The organism is Nocardia sp. NPDC058666 (assembly GCF_042714895.1).
Classification (GTDB): domain Bacteria; phylum Actinomycetota; class Actinomycetes; order Mycobacteriales; family Mycobacteriaceae; genus Nocardia.
On record NZ_JBHXRY010000001.1, the window covers coordinates 1,003,035 to 1,019,890 of the forward strand.

The 16,856-nt window shown below is 67.0% G+C and carries 15 protein-coding genes; 8 read left to right on the top strand and 7 right to left on the bottom strand.

Translation table 11 applies throughout. The features are described 5' to 3' along the window. Window positions 1–51 precede the first annotated feature (51 nt). Both ilvD and ACFWVD_RS04570 read right to left on the bottom strand, forming a co-directional pair. On the bottom strand, window positions 52–1,893 hold the full coding sequence (gene ilvD / locus ACFWVD_RS04565) for a dihydroxy-acid dehydratase (protein WP_379240551.1): 1,842 nt from the start codon (window positions 1,891–1,893) through the stop codon (window positions 52–54). A 246-nt stretch (window positions 1,894–2,139) separates the two neighbouring features. Further along, window positions 2,140–2,877: a PH domain-containing protein gene (locus ACFWVD_RS04570; RefSeq protein ID WP_379240552.1), complete on the bottom strand. Its 738-nt coding sequence runs from the start codon at window positions 2,875–2,877 to the stop codon at window positions 2,140–2,142. A 318-nt stretch (window positions 2,878–3,195) separates the two neighbouring features. Between ACFWVD_RS04570 and ACFWVD_RS04575 the strand changes: the two genes are divergently transcribed. The 4 genes from ACFWVD_RS04575 to ACFWVD_RS04590 all read left to right on the top strand — a co-directional run bounded on the left by ACFWVD_RS04575 (window position 3,196) and on the right by ACFWVD_RS04590 (window position 8,202). Continuing rightward, complete coding sequence (locus tag ACFWVD_RS04575; RefSeq protein WP_379240553.1) at window positions 3,196–5,127, top strand: acetolactate synthase large subunit; 1,932 nt, start codon at window positions 3,196–3,198, stop codon at window positions 5,125–5,127. Next, a complete protein-coding gene (gene ilvN, locus ACFWVD_RS04580; RefSeq protein WP_019048314.1) occupies window positions 5,124–5,627 on the top strand; it encodes an acetolactate synthase small subunit in 504 nt (167 codons plus the stop codon). The genes ACFWVD_RS04575 and ilvN overlap by 4 nt, the downstream gene beginning before the upstream one ends. A 75-nt stretch (window positions 5,628–5,702) precedes the next feature. After that, entirely contained in the window at window positions 5,703–6,704 is a 1,002-nt protein-coding gene (gene ilvC, locus ACFWVD_RS04585; protein ID WP_379240972.1) for a ketol-acid reductoisomerase, read from the top strand. Between the two features lie 139 nt (window positions 6,705–6,843). Further along, window positions 6,844–8,202 carry a DUF2252 domain-containing protein gene (locus ACFWVD_RS04590; protein WP_379240554.1) on the top strand — a complete coding sequence of 453 codons (1,359 nt, stop codon included), beginning with the start codon at window positions 6,844–6,846 and terminating at the stop codon, window positions 8,200–8,202. Here ACFWVD_RS04590 and ACFWVD_RS04595 read toward each other — a convergent pair. Further along, window positions 8,162–8,824 carry a hypothetical protein gene (locus ACFWVD_RS04595; protein ID WP_379240555.1) on the bottom strand — a complete coding sequence of 221 codons (663 nt, stop codon included), beginning with the start codon at window positions 8,822–8,824 and terminating at the stop codon, window positions 8,162–8,164. The genes ACFWVD_RS04590 and ACFWVD_RS04595 overlap by 41 nt on opposite strands. Window positions 8,825–8,934: 110 nt before the next feature. On the opposite strand from ACFWVD_RS04595, the gene ACFWVD_RS04600 reads away from it, so the two are divergent. The 3 genes from ACFWVD_RS04600 to ACFWVD_RS04610 are packed head-to-tail and all read left to right on the top strand — an operon-like array spanning window position 8,935 to window position 12,026. Next, window positions 8,935–9,738, top strand: a complete 804-nt coding sequence (locus ACFWVD_RS04600) for a TetR/AcrR family transcriptional regulator (protein WP_379240556.1) — start codon at window positions 8,935–8,937, stop codon at window positions 9,736–9,738. A 24-nt stretch (window positions 9,739–9,762) separates the two neighbouring features. Beyond that, window positions 9,763–10,650, top strand: a complete 888-nt coding sequence (locus tag ACFWVD_RS04605) for an AAA family ATPase (RefSeq protein WP_379240557.1) — start codon at window positions 9,763–9,765, stop codon at window positions 10,648–10,650. Then, complete coding sequence (locus ACFWVD_RS04610; RefSeq protein WP_379240558.1) at window positions 10,647–12,026, top strand: VWA domain-containing protein; 1,380 nt, start codon at window positions 10,647–10,649, stop codon at window positions 12,024–12,026. The genes ACFWVD_RS04605 and ACFWVD_RS04610 overlap by 4 nt, the downstream gene beginning before the upstream one ends. 1 nt (window position 12,027) lies before the next feature. On the opposite strand, the gene ACFWVD_RS04615 is transcribed toward ACFWVD_RS04610, so the two are convergent. The 3 genes from ACFWVD_RS04615 to ACFWVD_RS04625 form a co-directional block, all read right to left on the bottom strand. Next, on the bottom strand, window positions 12,028–12,672 hold the full coding sequence (locus ACFWVD_RS04615) for a hypothetical protein (RefSeq protein ID WP_379240559.1): 645 nt from the start codon (window positions 12,670–12,672) through the stop codon (window positions 12,028–12,030). Window positions 12,673–12,781: 109 nt separating this feature from the next. After that, window positions 12,782–13,228, bottom strand: a complete 447-nt coding sequence (locus tag ACFWVD_RS04620) for a nitroreductase family deazaflavin-dependent oxidoreductase (RefSeq protein WP_379240560.1) — start codon at window positions 13,226–13,228, stop codon at window positions 12,782–12,784. 29 nt (window positions 13,229–13,257) lie between these two features. Then, window positions 13,258–13,713: a carboxymuconolactone decarboxylase family protein gene (locus ACFWVD_RS04625; protein ID WP_379240561.1), complete on the bottom strand. Its 456-nt coding sequence runs from the start codon at window positions 13,711–13,713 to the stop codon at window positions 13,258–13,260. A gap of 164 nt (window positions 13,714–13,877) precedes the next feature. Between ACFWVD_RS04625 and ACFWVD_RS04630 the strand changes: the two genes are divergently transcribed. After that, entirely contained in the window at window positions 13,878–16,358 is a 2,481-nt protein-coding gene (locus ACFWVD_RS04630; RefSeq protein WP_379240562.1) for a helix-turn-helix domain-containing protein, read from the top strand. Here ACFWVD_RS04630 and ACFWVD_RS04635 read toward each other — a convergent pair. Next, entirely contained in the window at window positions 16,318–16,842 is a 525-nt protein-coding gene (locus ACFWVD_RS04635) for a DinB family protein (protein ID WP_379240563.1), read from the bottom strand. The genes ACFWVD_RS04630 and ACFWVD_RS04635 overlap by 41 nt on opposite strands. Window positions 16,843–16,856 lie beyond the last annotated feature (14 nt).

The following is a 16,856-nucleotide window of genomic DNA, read 5'->3' on the forward strand; positions in this document are numbered from 1 at the left end:
CGAACGGCGTCCCTCGAATCCGAGGGACGCCGTTGGTGTTTCGCCAGTTTCTTACGGCACGTGCCGAACGGCGCCCTTGTCGGCCGACGTTGCCAAGGCCGCGTAGGCGCGCAGGGCGGTGGTGACCGTGCGGTCGCGGTTCACCGGCTTCCAGGGGCGTTCGGAGGCTTCCATCTTCGCGCGGCGTTCGGCCAGGGTCTCGTCGGAGACGAGCAGTTCCAGGGCGCGGGTGTGCACGTCGATGCGGATGCGGTCGCCGTTTTCGATCAGGCCGATCGCGCCGCCCGAGGCGGCCTCGGGGGAGATGTGGCCGATCGACAGGCCCGAGGTGCCGCCGGAGAAGCGGCCGTCGGTGATCAGCGCGCACACCTTGCCGAGGCCGAGGCCCTTGAGGAACGAGGTGGGGTGCAGCATTTCCTGCATGCCGGGGCCGCCCGCGGGGCCTTCGTAGCGGATGACGACCACGTCGCCGGGCTGGATCTTCTTGCCCAGGATCATCGACACCGCGTCCTCCTGCGACTCGACCACCACGGCCGGGCCTTCGAAGGTGAACAGGTCTTCGTCGATGCCCGCGGTCTTGAGGATCGCGCCGTCGGGGGCGATGTTGCCGCGCAGCACGCACAGCCCGCCTTCGACGGTGTAGGCGTGCTCGACGTCGTGGATGCAGCCACCGGCGGCGTCGGTGTCGAGCGAGGACCAGCGGTTGCTGGTGGAGAACGGCTCGACGGTGCGCACGCCACCGGGCGCGGCGTGGAACAGTTCCAGCGCCTCGTCGGATGCCTTGCCCGAGCGGATATCCCAGGTGTCGAGGAATTCCTCGAACGAGGCGGTGTGCACGGTGGTCACGTCGGTTTCGAGCAGGCCACCGCGACGCAGTTCACCGAGGATGGCGGGAATGCCACCGGCGCGGTGCACGTCTTCCATGTGGTAATCGGAGTTGGGGGAGACCTTCGACAGGCACGGCACCTTGCGGCTGATGTCGTCGATGTCCTGAAGGTCGAAGTCGATCTCACCTTCCTGCGCGGCGGCCAGTGTGTGCAGCACGGTGTTGGTGGAACCGCCCATGGCCACGTCCAGGGCCATCGCGTTGCGGAAAGCCTTGGCGTTGGCCACGTTTCGCGGCAGCACCGAGGCGTCGTCGTCCTGGTACCAGCGCTTGGCGATATCCACGATCACGGTGCCGGCGCGCTCGAACAGCGCACGGCGGGCGGAGTGCGTGGCCAGCGTCGAACCGTTGCCCGGAAGCGCGAGACCCAGCGCCTCGGTCAGGCAGTTCATCGAGTTCGCGGTGAACATGCCCGAACACGAACCGCAGGTCGGGCAGGCGGACCGCTCGACCTCGTCGAGGCCCTCGTCGGACACGGCCGGGCTCGCGCTCGCGGAAATCGCGCTGACCAGGTCGAGCGGCGCCTGCGCGACACCGTCGACGATCACGGCCTTACCGGCCTCCATCGGCCCACCGGAGACGAACACGGCGGGGATGTTCAGGCGCATCGCGGCATTGAGCATGCCGGGCGTGATCTTGTCGCAGTTGGAGATACACACCAGCGCGTCGGCGGTGTGCGCGTTGGCCATGTACTCGACCGAGTCGGCGATGATCTCGCGCGAGGGCAGCGAGTAGAGCATGCCGCCATGGCCCATGGCGATGCCGTCGTCGACGGCGATGGTGTGGAATTCGCGCGCGATGCCACCGGCGGCGGCCACGGCCTCGGCGACGATCTCGCCCATGTTCTTGAGGTGCACGTGACCGGGAACGAACTGCGTGTACGAGTTCGCGATCGCGATGATCGGCTTACCGAAATCGGAGTCGGTCATGCCGGTCGCGCGCCAGAGCGAGCGTGCGCCCGCTGCGTTGCGGCCGATGGTGGTTGTGCGTGAGCGAAGCGGTGGCATGCGAAGTCCTTGGGGGGCTGACCTGCGGGTTGACGGAGTCCGGCAACCTTCCACAGTACTGCGCGGCCTTGGTGGGCGTCGCGCCGGTGGTCGGAGTGCCGGTGGTTGCAGCGGGGCGGAAGCGGAGGTATCGCTTCGAAGGGTGTCGCCGCGGTCGTGCCGTCGGCGCGGGGGTGCCCGTCGCCGTCAGCCTACCTGGATGAACAGTCGCGCGACCGCGCCGATTCCTGATGTGGTGGATATCGCCTAGTCGGTGGCGGCCGACTCGTCGATGACGTCGGCTTCGGCGCGTTCGGCCTCCTCGCGGGCCTTGCGCGCCGCTTCGATCTGGGCGGCTTCGGCGGAGGCGAACACGTCGGGCAGTCGACCGCCGGACGCGTCGATCAGCTCGCGCAACCGGTCATAACCGACACCGGGCAGCGTCACTTCGGCGTCATCGGTGAGCCGGGCGCGCACATACCCGCGCTTGGGAATGGTGATGCCCTTGATCTGTGACCAGTCCAGGTGCTTGCGACGCACCATCGAACTCAGGTCCAGCCCGGACGCGGACACGGTCGTGTGGGTGCGAGTCACCCACCACACCGCGATCACCGGCAGCAGCAGCAACGGCCACAGCAGGGCAGGCCACCCCACGAACGGGAAGAACACGCAGAACGCCAGCACCAGCACGCCGATGTAGGCCAGCTTGGGCACGCCGATCACGTGCACACCCGGCGTGGGCGTGTTGGTCTTGCGCGGCACGAGCAACCACACGATCACCGCGGTGGGCACGACCATCCCGACCAGGGTGCCCAGCGACCAGTCCTGCACGGTGCCCACGACAACGAAGGTCAGGTACGCCAGTACCACTGCGCCGATGGCGGCGAGCCGTCCCGGCGACGCCGAGCGCAGGCCACCGGGTCGCGAGGGGCGACCCGTCTGGGTTCCCTCGTCGGTGGTGTGGGACGATTCAGACGGTGGCACGGACTGATGCGGTGAGGACACCCTCCCATCCTCGCATCTCGGTACACGGACCCACGCAACCACTCGAGTCCCACAGAATGGGACCGGAGCGGTAAGCCTGTTTGACTCGACGCAGTACGCGCGCCTAACGTCGTACGTGTGATTCGAAACGAGCTCGTACTTCGCCCGGCGCGTCCAGCGTCGAGCCTGACTTTCTAGTCGAAATACGTCAGCTCGCGTTTGCGACGCGCCACCCTCGAACAGCCATGCGCTGGGCGGGGGCTTTTTTGTGTTCGGGCGAATGCCAGTGGCCCAGTCGGGTCAGTCCGAGTCAGAACCAGACAGTGAGGAACGAAGACGGTGAGTGCACCAACCGCACGACCCGGGCCATCGGCCCGCAGGTCAACGCCTTCCGCTACCCCCGCGGGTAGCCCGGCGACCAACCCCGCCCGTCGTCAGGTCGCGCCCGAGCGCGTCACCGGCGCCCAGTCCGTGGTCCGGTCGCTGGAAGAGCTCGACGTCGACACGGTATTCGGCATTCCCGGCGGCGCGGTCCTTCCTGTCTACGACCCGCTGTTCGATTCGAAGAAGGTCCGGCACGTGCTGGTCCGGCACGAGCAGGGCGCCGGTCACGCGGCCACCGGTTACGCGCAGGCCTCGGGCAAGGTCGGTGTGTGTATGGCCACATCAGGTCCCGGCGCCACCAACCTGGTGACCCCGCTGGCCGACGCGCAGATGGACTCGGTCCCGATCGTGGCGATCACCGGTCAGGTCCCGTCGAGCCTGGTGGGCACCGACGCGTTCCAGGAAGCCGACATCTCCGGCATCACCATGCCGATCACCAAGCACAACTTCCTGGTGAAGGACCCCGCCGACATCCCGCGCACCCTGGCCGAGGCGTTCTACCTCGCCGCCTCGGGTCGCCCCGGTGCCGTGCTGGTCGACATCACCAAGGACGCCTTGCAGGCGCAGACCACGTTCTCGTGGCCGCCGGAGATGCGTCTGCCCGGCTACCGTCCGGTCACCAAGCCGCACGGCAAGCAGGTGCGTGAGGCCGCGCGACTGATCCTCGAGTCCAAGCAGCCCGTGCTGTACGTGGGCGGCGGCGTGATCAAGTCCGACGCCTCGGCCGAACTGCTGGAACTGGCCGAACTCACCGGCATCCCGGTCGTCACGACCCTGATGGCGCGGGGCGCGTTCCCCGACAGCCACACCCTGAACATGGGTATGCCCGGTATGCACGGCACCGTCGGCGCTGTCGCCGCGCTGCAGCGTTCGGACCTGCTGATCACCCTCGGTGCCCGTTTCGACGACCGCGTCACCGGTCAGCTGGACTCCTTCGCCCCCGACGCGAAGGTCATCCACGCCGACATCGACCCGGCCGAGATCGGCAAGAACCGGCACGCGCACGTCCCGATCGTGGGCGACGCGCGGGAGGTCATCGTCGAGCTGATCGAAACCCTCAAGGCCGACCCGCAGTCCGGCGCCGCGCCGCTGCTCGAGCTGGGCCCGTGGTGGACCTACCTCAGCGGCATCCGCGACAACTACCCGCTGGGCTGGAAGACCCCCTCCGACGGTTCGGTCTCGCCGGAGTACGTCATCGAGACGCTGGGTCGTCTCGCGGGCCCCGACGCGATCTACTGCGCCGGTGTGGGCCAGCACCAGATGTGGGCCGCGCAGTTCATCAAGTACGAGAACCCGCGCACCTGGCTCAACTCGGGCGGTCTGGGCACCATGGGCTACGCGGTTCCCGCGGCCATGGGCGCCAAGATGGGCGCGCCGGACAAGGAAGTCTGGGCTGTCGACGGTGACGGTTGCTTCCAGATGACCAACCAGGAACTGGCCACCTGTGCGATCGAGGGCGTGCCCATCAAGGTCGCCCTGATCAACAACGGCAACCTGGGCATGGTCCGCCAGTGGCAGACCCTGTTCTACGAAAAGCGTTACTCCAACACGGATTTGGGCACGCACACCCTGCGCATCCCCGACTTCGTGAAGCTGGCCGAAGCGCTGGGTTGCGTCGGCATCCGCGTGGAGAAGGAGTCCGAGGTCGAAGACGCGATCCGTCAGGCCCAGGCCATCACCGACCGTCCCGTCGTGATCGACTTCATCGTCGGCAAGGACGCTCAGGTGTGGCCGATGGTCGCCGCGGGCACCAGCAACGACGAGATCATGTTCGCCCGCGGTATCCGTCCGCTGTTCGACGAGGACGAGTCGGTCTCCGAACCGGCCGTCATCCACGAAGCGATGGAACGCGAGCAGGCCGCATTCGAGAAGGGCACCGACGAATGAGCACCACCCACACTCTGAGCGTTCTCGTCGAGGACAAGCCTGGTGTGCTGGCACGTGTCGCGAGCTTGTTCTCGCGCCGTGGCTTCAATATCGAATCCCTGGCCGTCGGTGGCACCGAGATCCCCGAGATCTCGCGCATGACGATCGTCGTGACCGTCGACGATCTGCCGCTCGAGCAGGTCACCAAGCAGCTCAACAAGCTGATCAACGTCATCAAGATCGTGGAGCAGGACGCCGACGCCTCGGTGGCCCGCGAGCTGATCCTGGTGAAGGTGCGCGCTGACGCGTCGGTGCGCACGCAGGTGATCGAGGCCGTGCAGTTGTTCCGCGCCAAGGTGATCGACGTGTCGCCCGACGCGCTGACCATCGAGGCCACCGGCACCCGTTCCAAGCTCGACGCGCTGCTGCGCATGGTCGAGCCGTACGGCATCCGCGAGATCGTGCAGTCCGGTGTCGTGGCTGTGGGCCGCGGCCCGAAGTCCATCACCGCGACCCGCTGACTTCCACTCAGCAACCCCCGCGATAAATTTTCCTAACCATCATTTTCAGAAGGGACCAATCAAGTGGCAGTCGAGATGTTCTACGACGACGACGCTGACCTGTCGATCATCCAGGGCCGCAAGGTCGCCGTGATCGGTTACGGCAGCCAGGGCCACGCGCACTCGCTGAGCCTGCGCGACTCCGGCGTCGACGTGCGCGTCGGCCTCACCGAGGGCTCCAAGTCCCGCGCGAAGGCCGAAGAGGCCGGTCTGACCGTCGGCACCCCCGCCGAGGTCTCCGAGTGGGCCGACGTGATCATGGTGCTCGCGCCCGACACCGCCCAGGCGTCGATCTTCACCAACGACATCGAGCCCAACCTGAAGGACGGCGACGCGCTGTTCTTCGGCCACGGCCTCAACATCCACTTCGGCCTGGTCAAGGCTCCGGCCGGCGTCACCGTCGCGATGGTCGCCCCGAAGGGCCCCGGTCACCTGGTGCGTCGTCAGTTCGTCGACGGCAAGGGCGTTCCGGCTCTGATCGCTGTCGATCAGGACCCGACCGGCGAGGGCCAGGCGCTGGCGCTGTCCTACGCCAAGGGCATCGGTGGCACCCGCGCGGGCGTCATCAAGACCACCTTCAAGGAAGAGACCGAGACCGACCTGTTCGGTGAGCAGGCCGTGCTCTGCGGTGGCACCGAGGAACTGGTCAAGATCGGCTTCGAGGTCATGGTCGAGGCCGGCTACGCCCCCGAGATGGCCTACTTCGAGGTCCTGCACGAGCTCAAGCTGATCGTGGACCTGATGTACGAGGGCGGCATCGCCCGCATGAACTACTCGGTCTCCGACACCGCCGAGTTCGGTGGCTACCTGTCGGGCCCGCGCGTCATCGACGCCGGCACCAAGGAGCGCATGAAGGCGATCCTGACCGACATCCAGGACGGCACCTTCGTCAAGCGCCTGGTCGCCAACGTCGAAGGCGGCAACAAGGAGCTCGAGGGCCTGCGCAAGGAGAACGCCGAGCACCCCATCGAGGTCACCGGCGCCAAGCTGCGCGGCCTGATGAGCTGGGTCGACCGCCCGATCACCGAAACCGCGTAATTCTCGCACCCTGAAAGGCCCGTTCGCCCCGTGCGAACGGGCCTTTCGGCATGGTTGCCTGCTACCTGCCCGCATGCTGTCATCGCATGGTTATCTGCAGGTCCTTGCCGTGGTGGTTCGGTAGCGGCAGACTTGCTCGATGACCACGGTTGAGGAATTCGATCGGCAGGCGGAAGACGTCGGTAAGGACGCGCGGAAGCGGGTTTCGCGGTCGGAGTTGGGGCAGTGGCGGGCGGAGCCGGGCAGAGAAGACCCGGTGGGGATTCTGTTGAAGCAAAATGCCGGGCGGGTGCAGAGTCTGGTGCCGATTCGGATGGCGCGAATGGCGGTGTCGCCGTTCGCGTTTCTGCGGGGATCGGCGGCGATCATGGCGTATGACCTGGGGTGTCATCCTGATACCGGGCTGACCGCGCAGCTGTGCGGTGACGCGCATCTGGCGAACTTCGGGCTGTATGGAACCCCTGAGCGCAACCTCGTTTTCGATGTCAACGATTTCGACGAGACGTTGCCGGGGCCGTTCGAGTGGGACGTCAAACGTCTGGTGACCAGTGTCGCGGTCGCCGCGCTGGGCAATGGTTGCACCGACGAGGATGCGGCGTCGGCGGCGGAGGCGGCCGCGCGGGGGTATCGCGAGGGCATCGAGGCGATGTCGGAGCTGGACAGTCTCGAGATCTGGTACGAGCGGGTCGATGCCGACCAGGTGATCGCGCAGATCCCGAAGAAGAAGTTCCGCGAGAAGGCCGAGAAGACGATGGCCTCGGCGAAGAAGCGCACCAGCTTGCAGGCGTTCGACAAACTCACCGAACCCGACGCCGACGGCATCCCACGGATCAAGAACCAGCCGCCGCTGCTGGTGCCCATCACCTCGCCCGACGAGGCGACGGTGAAGTCGGTGCTCGCCGAATACCGCCGCAGCCTGCCCGACCAGATGCGCGTGCTGCTCAACCGCTACACCCTGGTCGACGCCGCGGTGAAGGTCGTCGGGGTCGGCAGCGTCGGCACCCGCTGCTTCATCGCCTTGATGATGGACAAGGAATCCGGCGCACCCCTGTTCCTGCAGATGAAGGAAGCCGACACTTCGGTGCTGGCCCCGTACCAAAAGCCAAGCAAGTACCAGCAGCAAGGCCACCGTGTCGTCGCGGGCCAGCGGCTGATGCAGGCGGCCAGCGACATCTTCCTCGGCTGGGCCACCGGCGCCGAGGGTGTGGACTTCTACTGGCGCCAGTTCCGAGACATGAAGGGCTCGGCCGACATCGAGAACATGAGCCACCGCCAACTGTCCAACTACGGCGGCCTGTGCGGCGGCGTCCTGGCCCGCGCGCACTGCCGTTCCGGCGACCCCCTCGCGATCAACGCCTACATCGGCGGCAGCGACAAGTTCGACAAGGCCCTGCGCGATTTCGGCATGTCGTACTCGGACCAGACCATGGCCGACTACCGCCTGTTGCTGGCCGCGATCAAGGACGGACAGGTGCAGGTGGCAGCGAACCCGTACTGACCGGCGCCGTGCGATACAGCGCGGCTCCGATGGCGAACAACCACAGCATGGTGAACCCGCCGACGGTCGCGGTGGTGCCCCATCCGTTGGCCGCGTAGAAGTCGGCCGGCACGTTCCCGAAGTACAGCGACGGCACGAACGCGAAGTTCACCGCCGCGAGCGCCCAGCTGGCCGCGATGCACCAGCGGGGGAGCAGTCGTGCCGCCGCGATCGCGAACGCCACCAGGAACAGTCCTTCCATCAGCCGCGACACCGTCCCGTACAGCACGTAGGTCCCGGTCACGGAGATGGTGGGGTCGATGGGCTCGGGCGCGGCGATCACCGCCCCGATCTCGAGCCCGGTCGACACCAGAACCACTGTGAGCCAAGCCGTTCCAGCCGTGGCGGCCAGCGACCCGAACCATTCGCGTTCGGGATCACGGTGTTTCACCAGGTACGCGACCCCGCTCATGAACACGATGAACAGCGTGATCCCGACCAACCCGAGCAGGCATCGCGTGAGCACATTCGCATCCGGCGGCGCTCCCGCATACACGAAGTACAACGGCAGTTCGATCAGCGTGCACCCCGCGCCGAGGAACGCGGCCGCCCCGGTGATTCGCTGAATCCTGTTGATATCCATGATCATTCACCCCTTGTTCCCGGCCGGCCCCAACCGCCCGGAGTTAGTATATGAATGAAACTATAAGCCATATGCTAATCTGTGGGAACCCCCGAACGAATGAGGATTCTGTGGCACGAGACCGGCCCGAACAACCCGCACGTCTCAACCTCTCGGATCTGTCGGCGGAGGATCTCGCGGTCCTGCGTCGAAAGGTCAAGGCCGACGGATTCGATCAACCGTCGGCAGTTCGCGCGCGTGTAGGTCGCCCGGCCGAACTCGACGTGGAGCGCATCGTCAGCACCGCCATCGCGCTCGCCGACCGTCATGGGCTCACCGGCGCGTCGTTGACGAAAGTCGCTGCGGCCCTGCATGTCACACCCATGTCCCTGTACCGCTACGTCAAGTCCAAAGACGGTCTCACCGACCTGATGGCCGACGCCGCCTTCGGCCTTCCGCCTGTCGCAGACCCTCAGTGGCGCCCCGCGCTGCACGGCTGGGCGACCGCACAACTGGACGTGTTCGCCCGCCACCCCTGGCTGGCCCAGATCCCCATCAGTGGCACCCCGCGCGGCCCGCACGCGATCGCCTGGATGGACGCGGGCCTGGCCGCCCTGCGTGAAACGAACCTGAGCTGGGGCGCCAAGATCGGCGTGATCACCGTGATCGGCGGCTATGTCCGCCAGGCGTTCGTCACCGGCCGCCACCTCGCCGAACGCCGCCTGGTGGAACAGATCGACGAAGCGGAATCGCTGCGGATCTATCAGGAAGAAGTCTCGGCCCACCTGGATCCGACCCGCTTCCCCGAGGTGGCGCGCCTGTTCGCCGATCAAGCCTTCGCCGAGGTCCCGCCGGATCAGGAGTCCGCCGATGCCGATTTCGCCTTCGGCCTCGACCTGATCCTGGACGGCGTCGCCGCGACGATCAGCCGCTGACGCCCCCGCCTATACTCATTACTGATGAGTAACTTCTTTGCCTCGGTGGACCAGGTAACCGCTCGCCTCACGGCCGCGGGCTACCTGCCGTCCCTCGACATCGCGACCGCGGTCTTTCTCGCCGACCGCCTCGGTAAACCCCTGTTGATCGAGGGTCCCGCGGGCGTGGGCAAGACCGAGCTGGCCAAGGCCGTCGCCGCCGCGACCAGCGCCGAACTCATCCGTCTGCAGTGCTACGAGGGTGTCGACGAGGCCCGCGCCCTGTACGAGTGGAACCACGCCAAACAACTGCTACGCATCACCGCCACCTCCGGGGAAGACTGGGACAGCACCCGCGACCACGTCTTCACCGAGGAGTTCCTGCTCGCCCGCCCCCTGCTGGCGGCGATCCGCAACCCCGACCCCACGGTCCTGCTCATCGACGAACTCGACAAGGCCGACGTGGAACTCGAGGGTCTGCTGCTGGAAGTTCTCGGTGATTTCCAGGTGAGTATCCCGGAGCTGGGCACGGTCAAGGCCGTGCGCAAGCCCTTCGTCATCCTCACCTCCAACGCCCACCGCGACCTATCCGAGGCGTTGAAGCGCCGCTGCCTGTACCTGCATATCGACTATCCGACAGCGGAATTGGAGAAGTCGATCGTCGCGCTCAAGGTTCCGGAACTGGATGCGGCCCTGGCCGAACCCGTGGTGGCAACCGTGAGCGCGCTGCGTCAACTCTCGCTGCGCAAGGCACCTTCGATCGCCGAAACTGTTGACTGGGCTCGAACTTTGGTCGCACTCGGCACGAAAACACTGTCCAGCACCGTGGTTCGCTCGACGCTGGGTGTCCTGCTGAAGTACCAGTCCGACCACCGCGTCGCGATCGAGCGCCTCGGCCTCGATGATCAACCCGACGGCAGTGTGACGCGATGAATCGGGCCCCCACCCGCTTCGCCCCGACCACCGCCCGCCTGGTCGATTTCGTCACCCTGCTGCGCGAACACAACATTCACGCCGGCCCCAGCGAAACCATCGACGCCGCAGCAGCATTGGTCGCCCTCGCCCCCGCAGACCCCGCCATCCTGCGTTCCGGCCTGGCCGCCTGCCTGCTCCGCCGCAACGGCCAACGCAAAACCTTCGACCAACTGTTCGACCTGTATTTCCTCGGCTCGGAACTGCCACCCGCAGTCCCGAGCGAGAACGCGGATTCCCTGCGTGAGCGTCTCATCGCCACCCTCATTCAGGGCGAAGACACCGCCGAACTGGCCCGAGAAGCCCTCAACACCTTCGGCGCCTACGGCGGCGCGGGCGAGAGCGCGGGCAGAGTCACCCAGGCGTCCGGCGCGGGCTGGTCGTCCTACCTGACCATGAAATCCCTACGCCCAGACGAAATCTCCGAAGAAGTAGCCCAAACAATGGGCGGCACAGGCCAATTCGACACCGCAGTCCGCACCATCGAAGCCCGCCGCCGAGTCGACCGGTTCCGCACCGCCGTCCAAACCGAAGCCCGCCTACGCTCGGCCGAACTCCGAGGCACCGACTACATCGCCCGCCGCGGCGTCGAAACCGCTGCGGACAGAACAGATTTCCTCGGCGCCCGCGAACAAGACCTCGCCGAAATGCGCAGACTGGTCCACCCTCTGGCCCGCAAACTCGCCACCCGCCTGGCCGTGCGCCGCAAGAAGGCCGTCCGCGGCCAGATCGATCTTCGTCGCACCCTGCGCCGTTCGATGGCCACCGGCGGCGTCCCCGTCGACCCCGTGCTGCGCGCCCGCAAACGCGGCCGCCCCGATCTCGTTGTGCTGGCGGATGTTTCGGGCTCGGTCAGCGGTTTCGCCGAGTTCACGTTGCAGCTGGTGCAGGCCCTGCAGGACCAGTTCAGCAAGGTCCGCAGCTTCGGTTTCGTCGACACCTGCGCCGAGATCACCCACTACTTCACCCCCGGCGAACCCCCACCCCCCGGCTTCGCCCAGAACATCGTCCGCGAAGGCGGCGTGGCCCGTTTCGGTTCCAGCAACTACGGCGAGGTCCTGCAGGGTTTCGTCGACCACTACCTCGACGCAGTCGGCCCGAGAACGTGCGTGCTGATCCTGGGCGACGCCAGAACCAACCGCACCGACCCGAATCTCGAAGCCCTGCAAGCGATCACCGAACGGGCAAAAGCCGTGTACTGGCTCAACCCGGAGCCCTCGCGCTCCTGGTCGACCGGCGATTCGGCCGCGCAGGACTACACCGACATCGTCACCATGCACGAATGCCGCAACGTCGCTCAGCTCGCCGAGGTGATCGGCCGACTCCTGCCGGCCTGATTCACCGGTACTGCGTGGTGCCCGCCGACCCGCGCGAATTGCTCACCAGTTTCGCGAAGCACTCGTCCACAGCGATCCCTTGCGCATCACACCAGGCGTTGGCCGAGCCCGGATCGGAGAACGTGACCCCAGCCAGGGTCACCCACCATCCCTGCAGGTCGAACGTGCTCCAGTCGTCACTCCAGATCAGCCGCGCCCCCGGATACCGCTGCCGCAACCGCTGGTTCTGGGCGAGGATCTCGCTGTCGGTCCAGTTCACCATCCGCCCGTCGACATCGGCCGCGTACAGCCCGTTCTGTTTGGCGGACAGCTGCGGCACCCACCGGTCGGCCAGATTCACGGCCACGAACGGTAGATCGGCGTTGGCCTGCGCACGCAAGCTGTTCTGGGCCTGAATCTGCGGGTCCACCGGGACGGGCGGAACATAGGTGATGTCCGGCCCGGTGGCCGCGATGGTCGCGGCGGTGAGCGGGGCAGCGGCGGTGTCGGCGTCGCGATCGCGGTTGCGTTGCATCACCACGATGATCCCCGCGGCGATCACACCGACAGCCAACGCGGCGACCACCACCAGCACCGCGAGAACCCACGGCCACCGCGACGGTCGCGGCGCGTACGGCCCGTTCGGCGGGTATCCCGGATAGCCCACGATCCACCTCCGCATCGGCAAGAGCCATCAGCTCGCTCCCCGGCCTGTCGATCAGTCTAAAACCGTTCGACAGGCCCCTCAGCTTTCGTTGCGCAACCGACACGCACCCTCACACGGCCGCCAACTCCACCACCGTGTACTCCCGACCGGCCTTGGCCTGGTACTTGTTATACCGGGGCTGTGCTGCGGCGATGCCCGTCCAGGCGGCCGCTCGCTCCGCTCCTTCGAGCACCCGTGGCGTCACAGAAACGGCATCGTGATCGGGTAGCTGAACGGTCGCCTGTTCGGGATGCCCCATCAGATTGCGGAACCAGTCCGGCTCCCCGTCCTTGCCACCGGACGCGACCAGCAACCAGGTCCCGTTCTCGCCGGGGAACCAGCTGATCGGAGTCTCACGGGAAACCCCGCTGCGCCGACCGACCGTGTGCAGGATCAGCACATCCATTCCCATGAAAGTGCCTTTGCCACTGCGGATCTTGCGATTCATCCGCGCGTTCATCCGGTGCTGCATCCACCGCGAGAACCCGCTGTGGCTGGTGCTGGTGTTGGTCGACATGAGGGAATTCCTTTCAGGAGTTGGGGTTTTCAGCCCCACGCGCCGGCGATTTGACGGGTGGTGGCGTTGAGCCGGTTGAACATGTTGGTCACGCCGATCATGAGCACGATCGAGGCGAGCTGCTTCTCGTCGAAGTAGCTGGCCGCGTTGTCCCAGATCTCGTCGGTGACCGCGTCGGGGCGGTCGGCCATGCGGGTGGCGGCTTCGGCCAGTTCCAGCGCGGCGCGTTCCTCGTCGCTGAAGAACGGCGTCTCCCGCCAGGCGACGACGGTGGCCAGGCGCTCTTCGCTGACGCCGGCCTTGCGGGCGGTGGTGGTGCCGCCGAACACGCAGGCCGCGCAGCCGTTGATCTGGCTGACCCGCAGGTGCACCAGCTCGAGGAGTTCGGACTCCACGCCGCCGGTCTCCACGGCCTTCAGCACCTGCTGGATCGGGCCCATCGCGTCGGCGAGGATCATGGCCGGGTTCTTCATCCGAGACTGCATTTTCTTCTCCTTGTTCGTTGCTTGCGGTGTGCCTCAATAACAGCCCGTGGCGCGCTGGAACAGAATGGTTGTGGGACACTGTGGGACAGCGGAAAACGGCTCTGACCACCGGCTTGTCGGTCGGAAAATTCCTGGTCCGGGCCGGGACAACGGGAGTGGTAACGGTGGTTGTGCAACAGCGGGCGTACCCGCAGGACGAGCTCGCCTCGCGCCTGCGCCTGATCCAGGAACTGTCCGGGCTCGGCGTGCGCGCGCTGGCTCGCGATACCGGCTTGAGTTCGTCGTCGCTGTCGCGATACCTCAGCGGCCAGACGGTGCCGCCGTGGCCCGCGGTGCTGGAACTGTGTCGCCTGGTCAAACGCGATCCGCGCCCGCTGCGCCCCCTGTGGGAGCGCGCCAACAACCCGCTGCCCGCCCCGCCGAAGACCAGCCGCCAGATCGCCCCGCCGTCCCCGCCCGCCGACGCCCCACCACCCCCGCGCAACGATCTGCCGCGCGATGTCCCCGACTTCACCGGCCGCGAACAGGCACTGGCCGACGTGCTGGCCGCCGTGGCATCCGATCGCGTGGTCGCCATCGACGGCATGGCAGGCGTGGGCAAAACGTCGCTTGCGGTGCACGCCGCCCACCAGCTCACGGACCGATACCCTGACGCCCAACTGTATTTGGACCTGCACGGCTTCACCGACGGCCGCCAACCCCTCGACCCCGACGGCGCCATCCGCGCGCTGCTGGCCGCGTTGCAGGTCCCGTCGGAGAAGGTCCCGCAGGAGGGGGGAGTCGAACTGCGCGCGGCGGTGTGGCGTTCGGAACTTGCCCGTGTGCGGGCCGTGGTGGTGCTGGACAATGTCGCCGATGCCGCGCAGGTCAGCCACCTGTTGCCGGGTGCGGGGGAGTCGGTGGCCATCATCACCAGCCGCAACCGCCTGCTCGAACTCGACGAGGTCCCCCCGGTGACCCTGGACGTGCTCACCGCCGAGGAGAGCGCCGAACTGTTGGCGCGCGCCAGCGGCGACGCGCGCACCGGCAGACTCGCGAAAGAACCCGACCAGACTGCCGAAGTCCTCCGCCTGTGCGGCAACCTACCCCTGGCGTTGCGCCTGGCCGCCGCCCGACTGCGGCACCGTCCCGGCTGGTCGATCGGCATCCTGGTCGAGCGAATGGCCGAGGGCGCAAGCGAATTCGACACTGCGTTCGGCATGTCGGTGCGCCAACTCAACCGCGACCAACGCCGCCTGTTCCGCCTGCTGGGCCTGATCCCCGGCTCCACGTTCACCGACTACGTCGCCGCCGCGGTCGCCGATGTCCCGTTGCGCACCGCCCGCACCATGCTCGAAGACCTCCTCGACGCCCACCTGGTCCAACAACCCGCCGAGGGCCGCTACCGCCTGCACGACCTGGTCCGCCAACACGCCCGCCAGGCCACCGTCGAACACGACACCCCCGCCGACCGCGACCGCGCCCTGCACCGCATCCTGGACTTCTACGTGCACGCCGCGGCCGCCGCCGACGCCGCCATGCCGTTCCTGTCGCCCACCCGCGCCGTCTCCGCGGGCTCCCCGCCCGCCGAACTCCCGCACTTTCCCGGCCGCGACGCCGCGTTCTTCTGGTACGTCACCGAGTACACCAACCTGATGTCGGTGTTCTACGCCGCCGTCGAAGCGGGCGCGCACACCCACGTGTGCGAACTACCCCGTTTCATGCGAACGTTCTTCGCCCGCCGTTGCGGCACAACACATCTCAACTCCCTGTTCGAGCAATCCCTGTCCGCCGCACAGACTCTCGACGACCCACGACAGCTGGCCGAAGCCCACAGCGACCTGGGTTTCGCCCGCTACAACGCAGGCCGCATGACCGAAGCCGCCGCCGCCTACGCCGCCGCGGCCCCCCTGATCGCCGCAGCAGGCGACCCCCTACCCCGAGCCGAACTGACCATGCGCTGCGCCCAATTACGTTGGGACGAAGGCAATATCGAAGAACCCCTAGAGCTGTTCCGCCAAGCCCGAGACCTCTACACCACCAGCGGCTGCCCCACCAGCGCCGCCGACGCCATAGCCAGCGAAGCCTGGGCCATGCTCCAACTCGGCCACCGCCCCGAAGCAGCCCAACTGGCCCGCGAAGCCCTGGCCGTCCCCACCGAAAACCCGTCCCTACAAGCCCAGATCACCCTGGGTGTAGCAATAGCGGCCGAAGAGCCCGAAGAAGCTCTCTCCCACCTGAATACGGCCCTGACGCTAGCCCGAGAAGACGGCCACAAACACAACGAAGCCTGGTGCCTGAACTGCCAAGGCATAGCCCTGAGAGAAATGGGCCGCCCCCAAGAAGCCCTGGCCAGCCACCAAGCAGCCTTCACCCTCCTCGACGACCTGTTCGAACCCCACTGGAAAATCCACTTCCTCAACAGCTACGCCCAAACCAGCCACCAAGCCGACCTCCCCACCCAAGCCCTAACCCTGTACCGCGAAACCCTCACCCTCGCCCCCCAGCTGGGCCACCGCTTCGAAGAAGCCATGGCCCACCAGGGAATAGCCGAGGTCCTCGACCCCACAGACCCAACCGCCGCCGCCGAACACCGAGCAGCAGCCGAGTCCCTCCTCGCCGAGATCACCCCATCGACTTCGCCCCATCCAGCGATTCCCGGATGATGTCCGCGTGCCCCGAGTGCTGGGCCGTCTCGGTCATGATGTGCATCAGCGTGCGACGCGCGGTCCAACGCCCACCCGGCTCGAACCACGGCGCCTCGGGCAGCGGCTGGCTGACGTTGAGGTCGGGCAGGGTGCGCACGAGTTCGTCGGTTCGCGCGGCCACCGCGTCGTATTCGGCCAGGATGTCGGCGAGGGTGTCGCCGGGCAGCATCTGAAAGTTCTCGCCCCACTGCGCGAGCTGCTCTTCGGTCATCGACTCGAAATCCGGGGCGTCCGCGGGCCCGTTGACGATGAATCCGGCCCAATTCGCTTCCACCGCAGCGACATGCTTGATCAGCCCGCCCAGGCAGAGCTCGCTGGCGGTCGTGCGCAGGCCGGCCTGTTCGTCGGTGAGGTCGCGGACGGTGAAGCGCAGGAAGTGCCGGTGCTTGGCGAGCATGTCGAGGAGGTCGGTGCGCTCGGTGTCGATCAAGGTCTCGGTCATGTGCTGATCCTTTG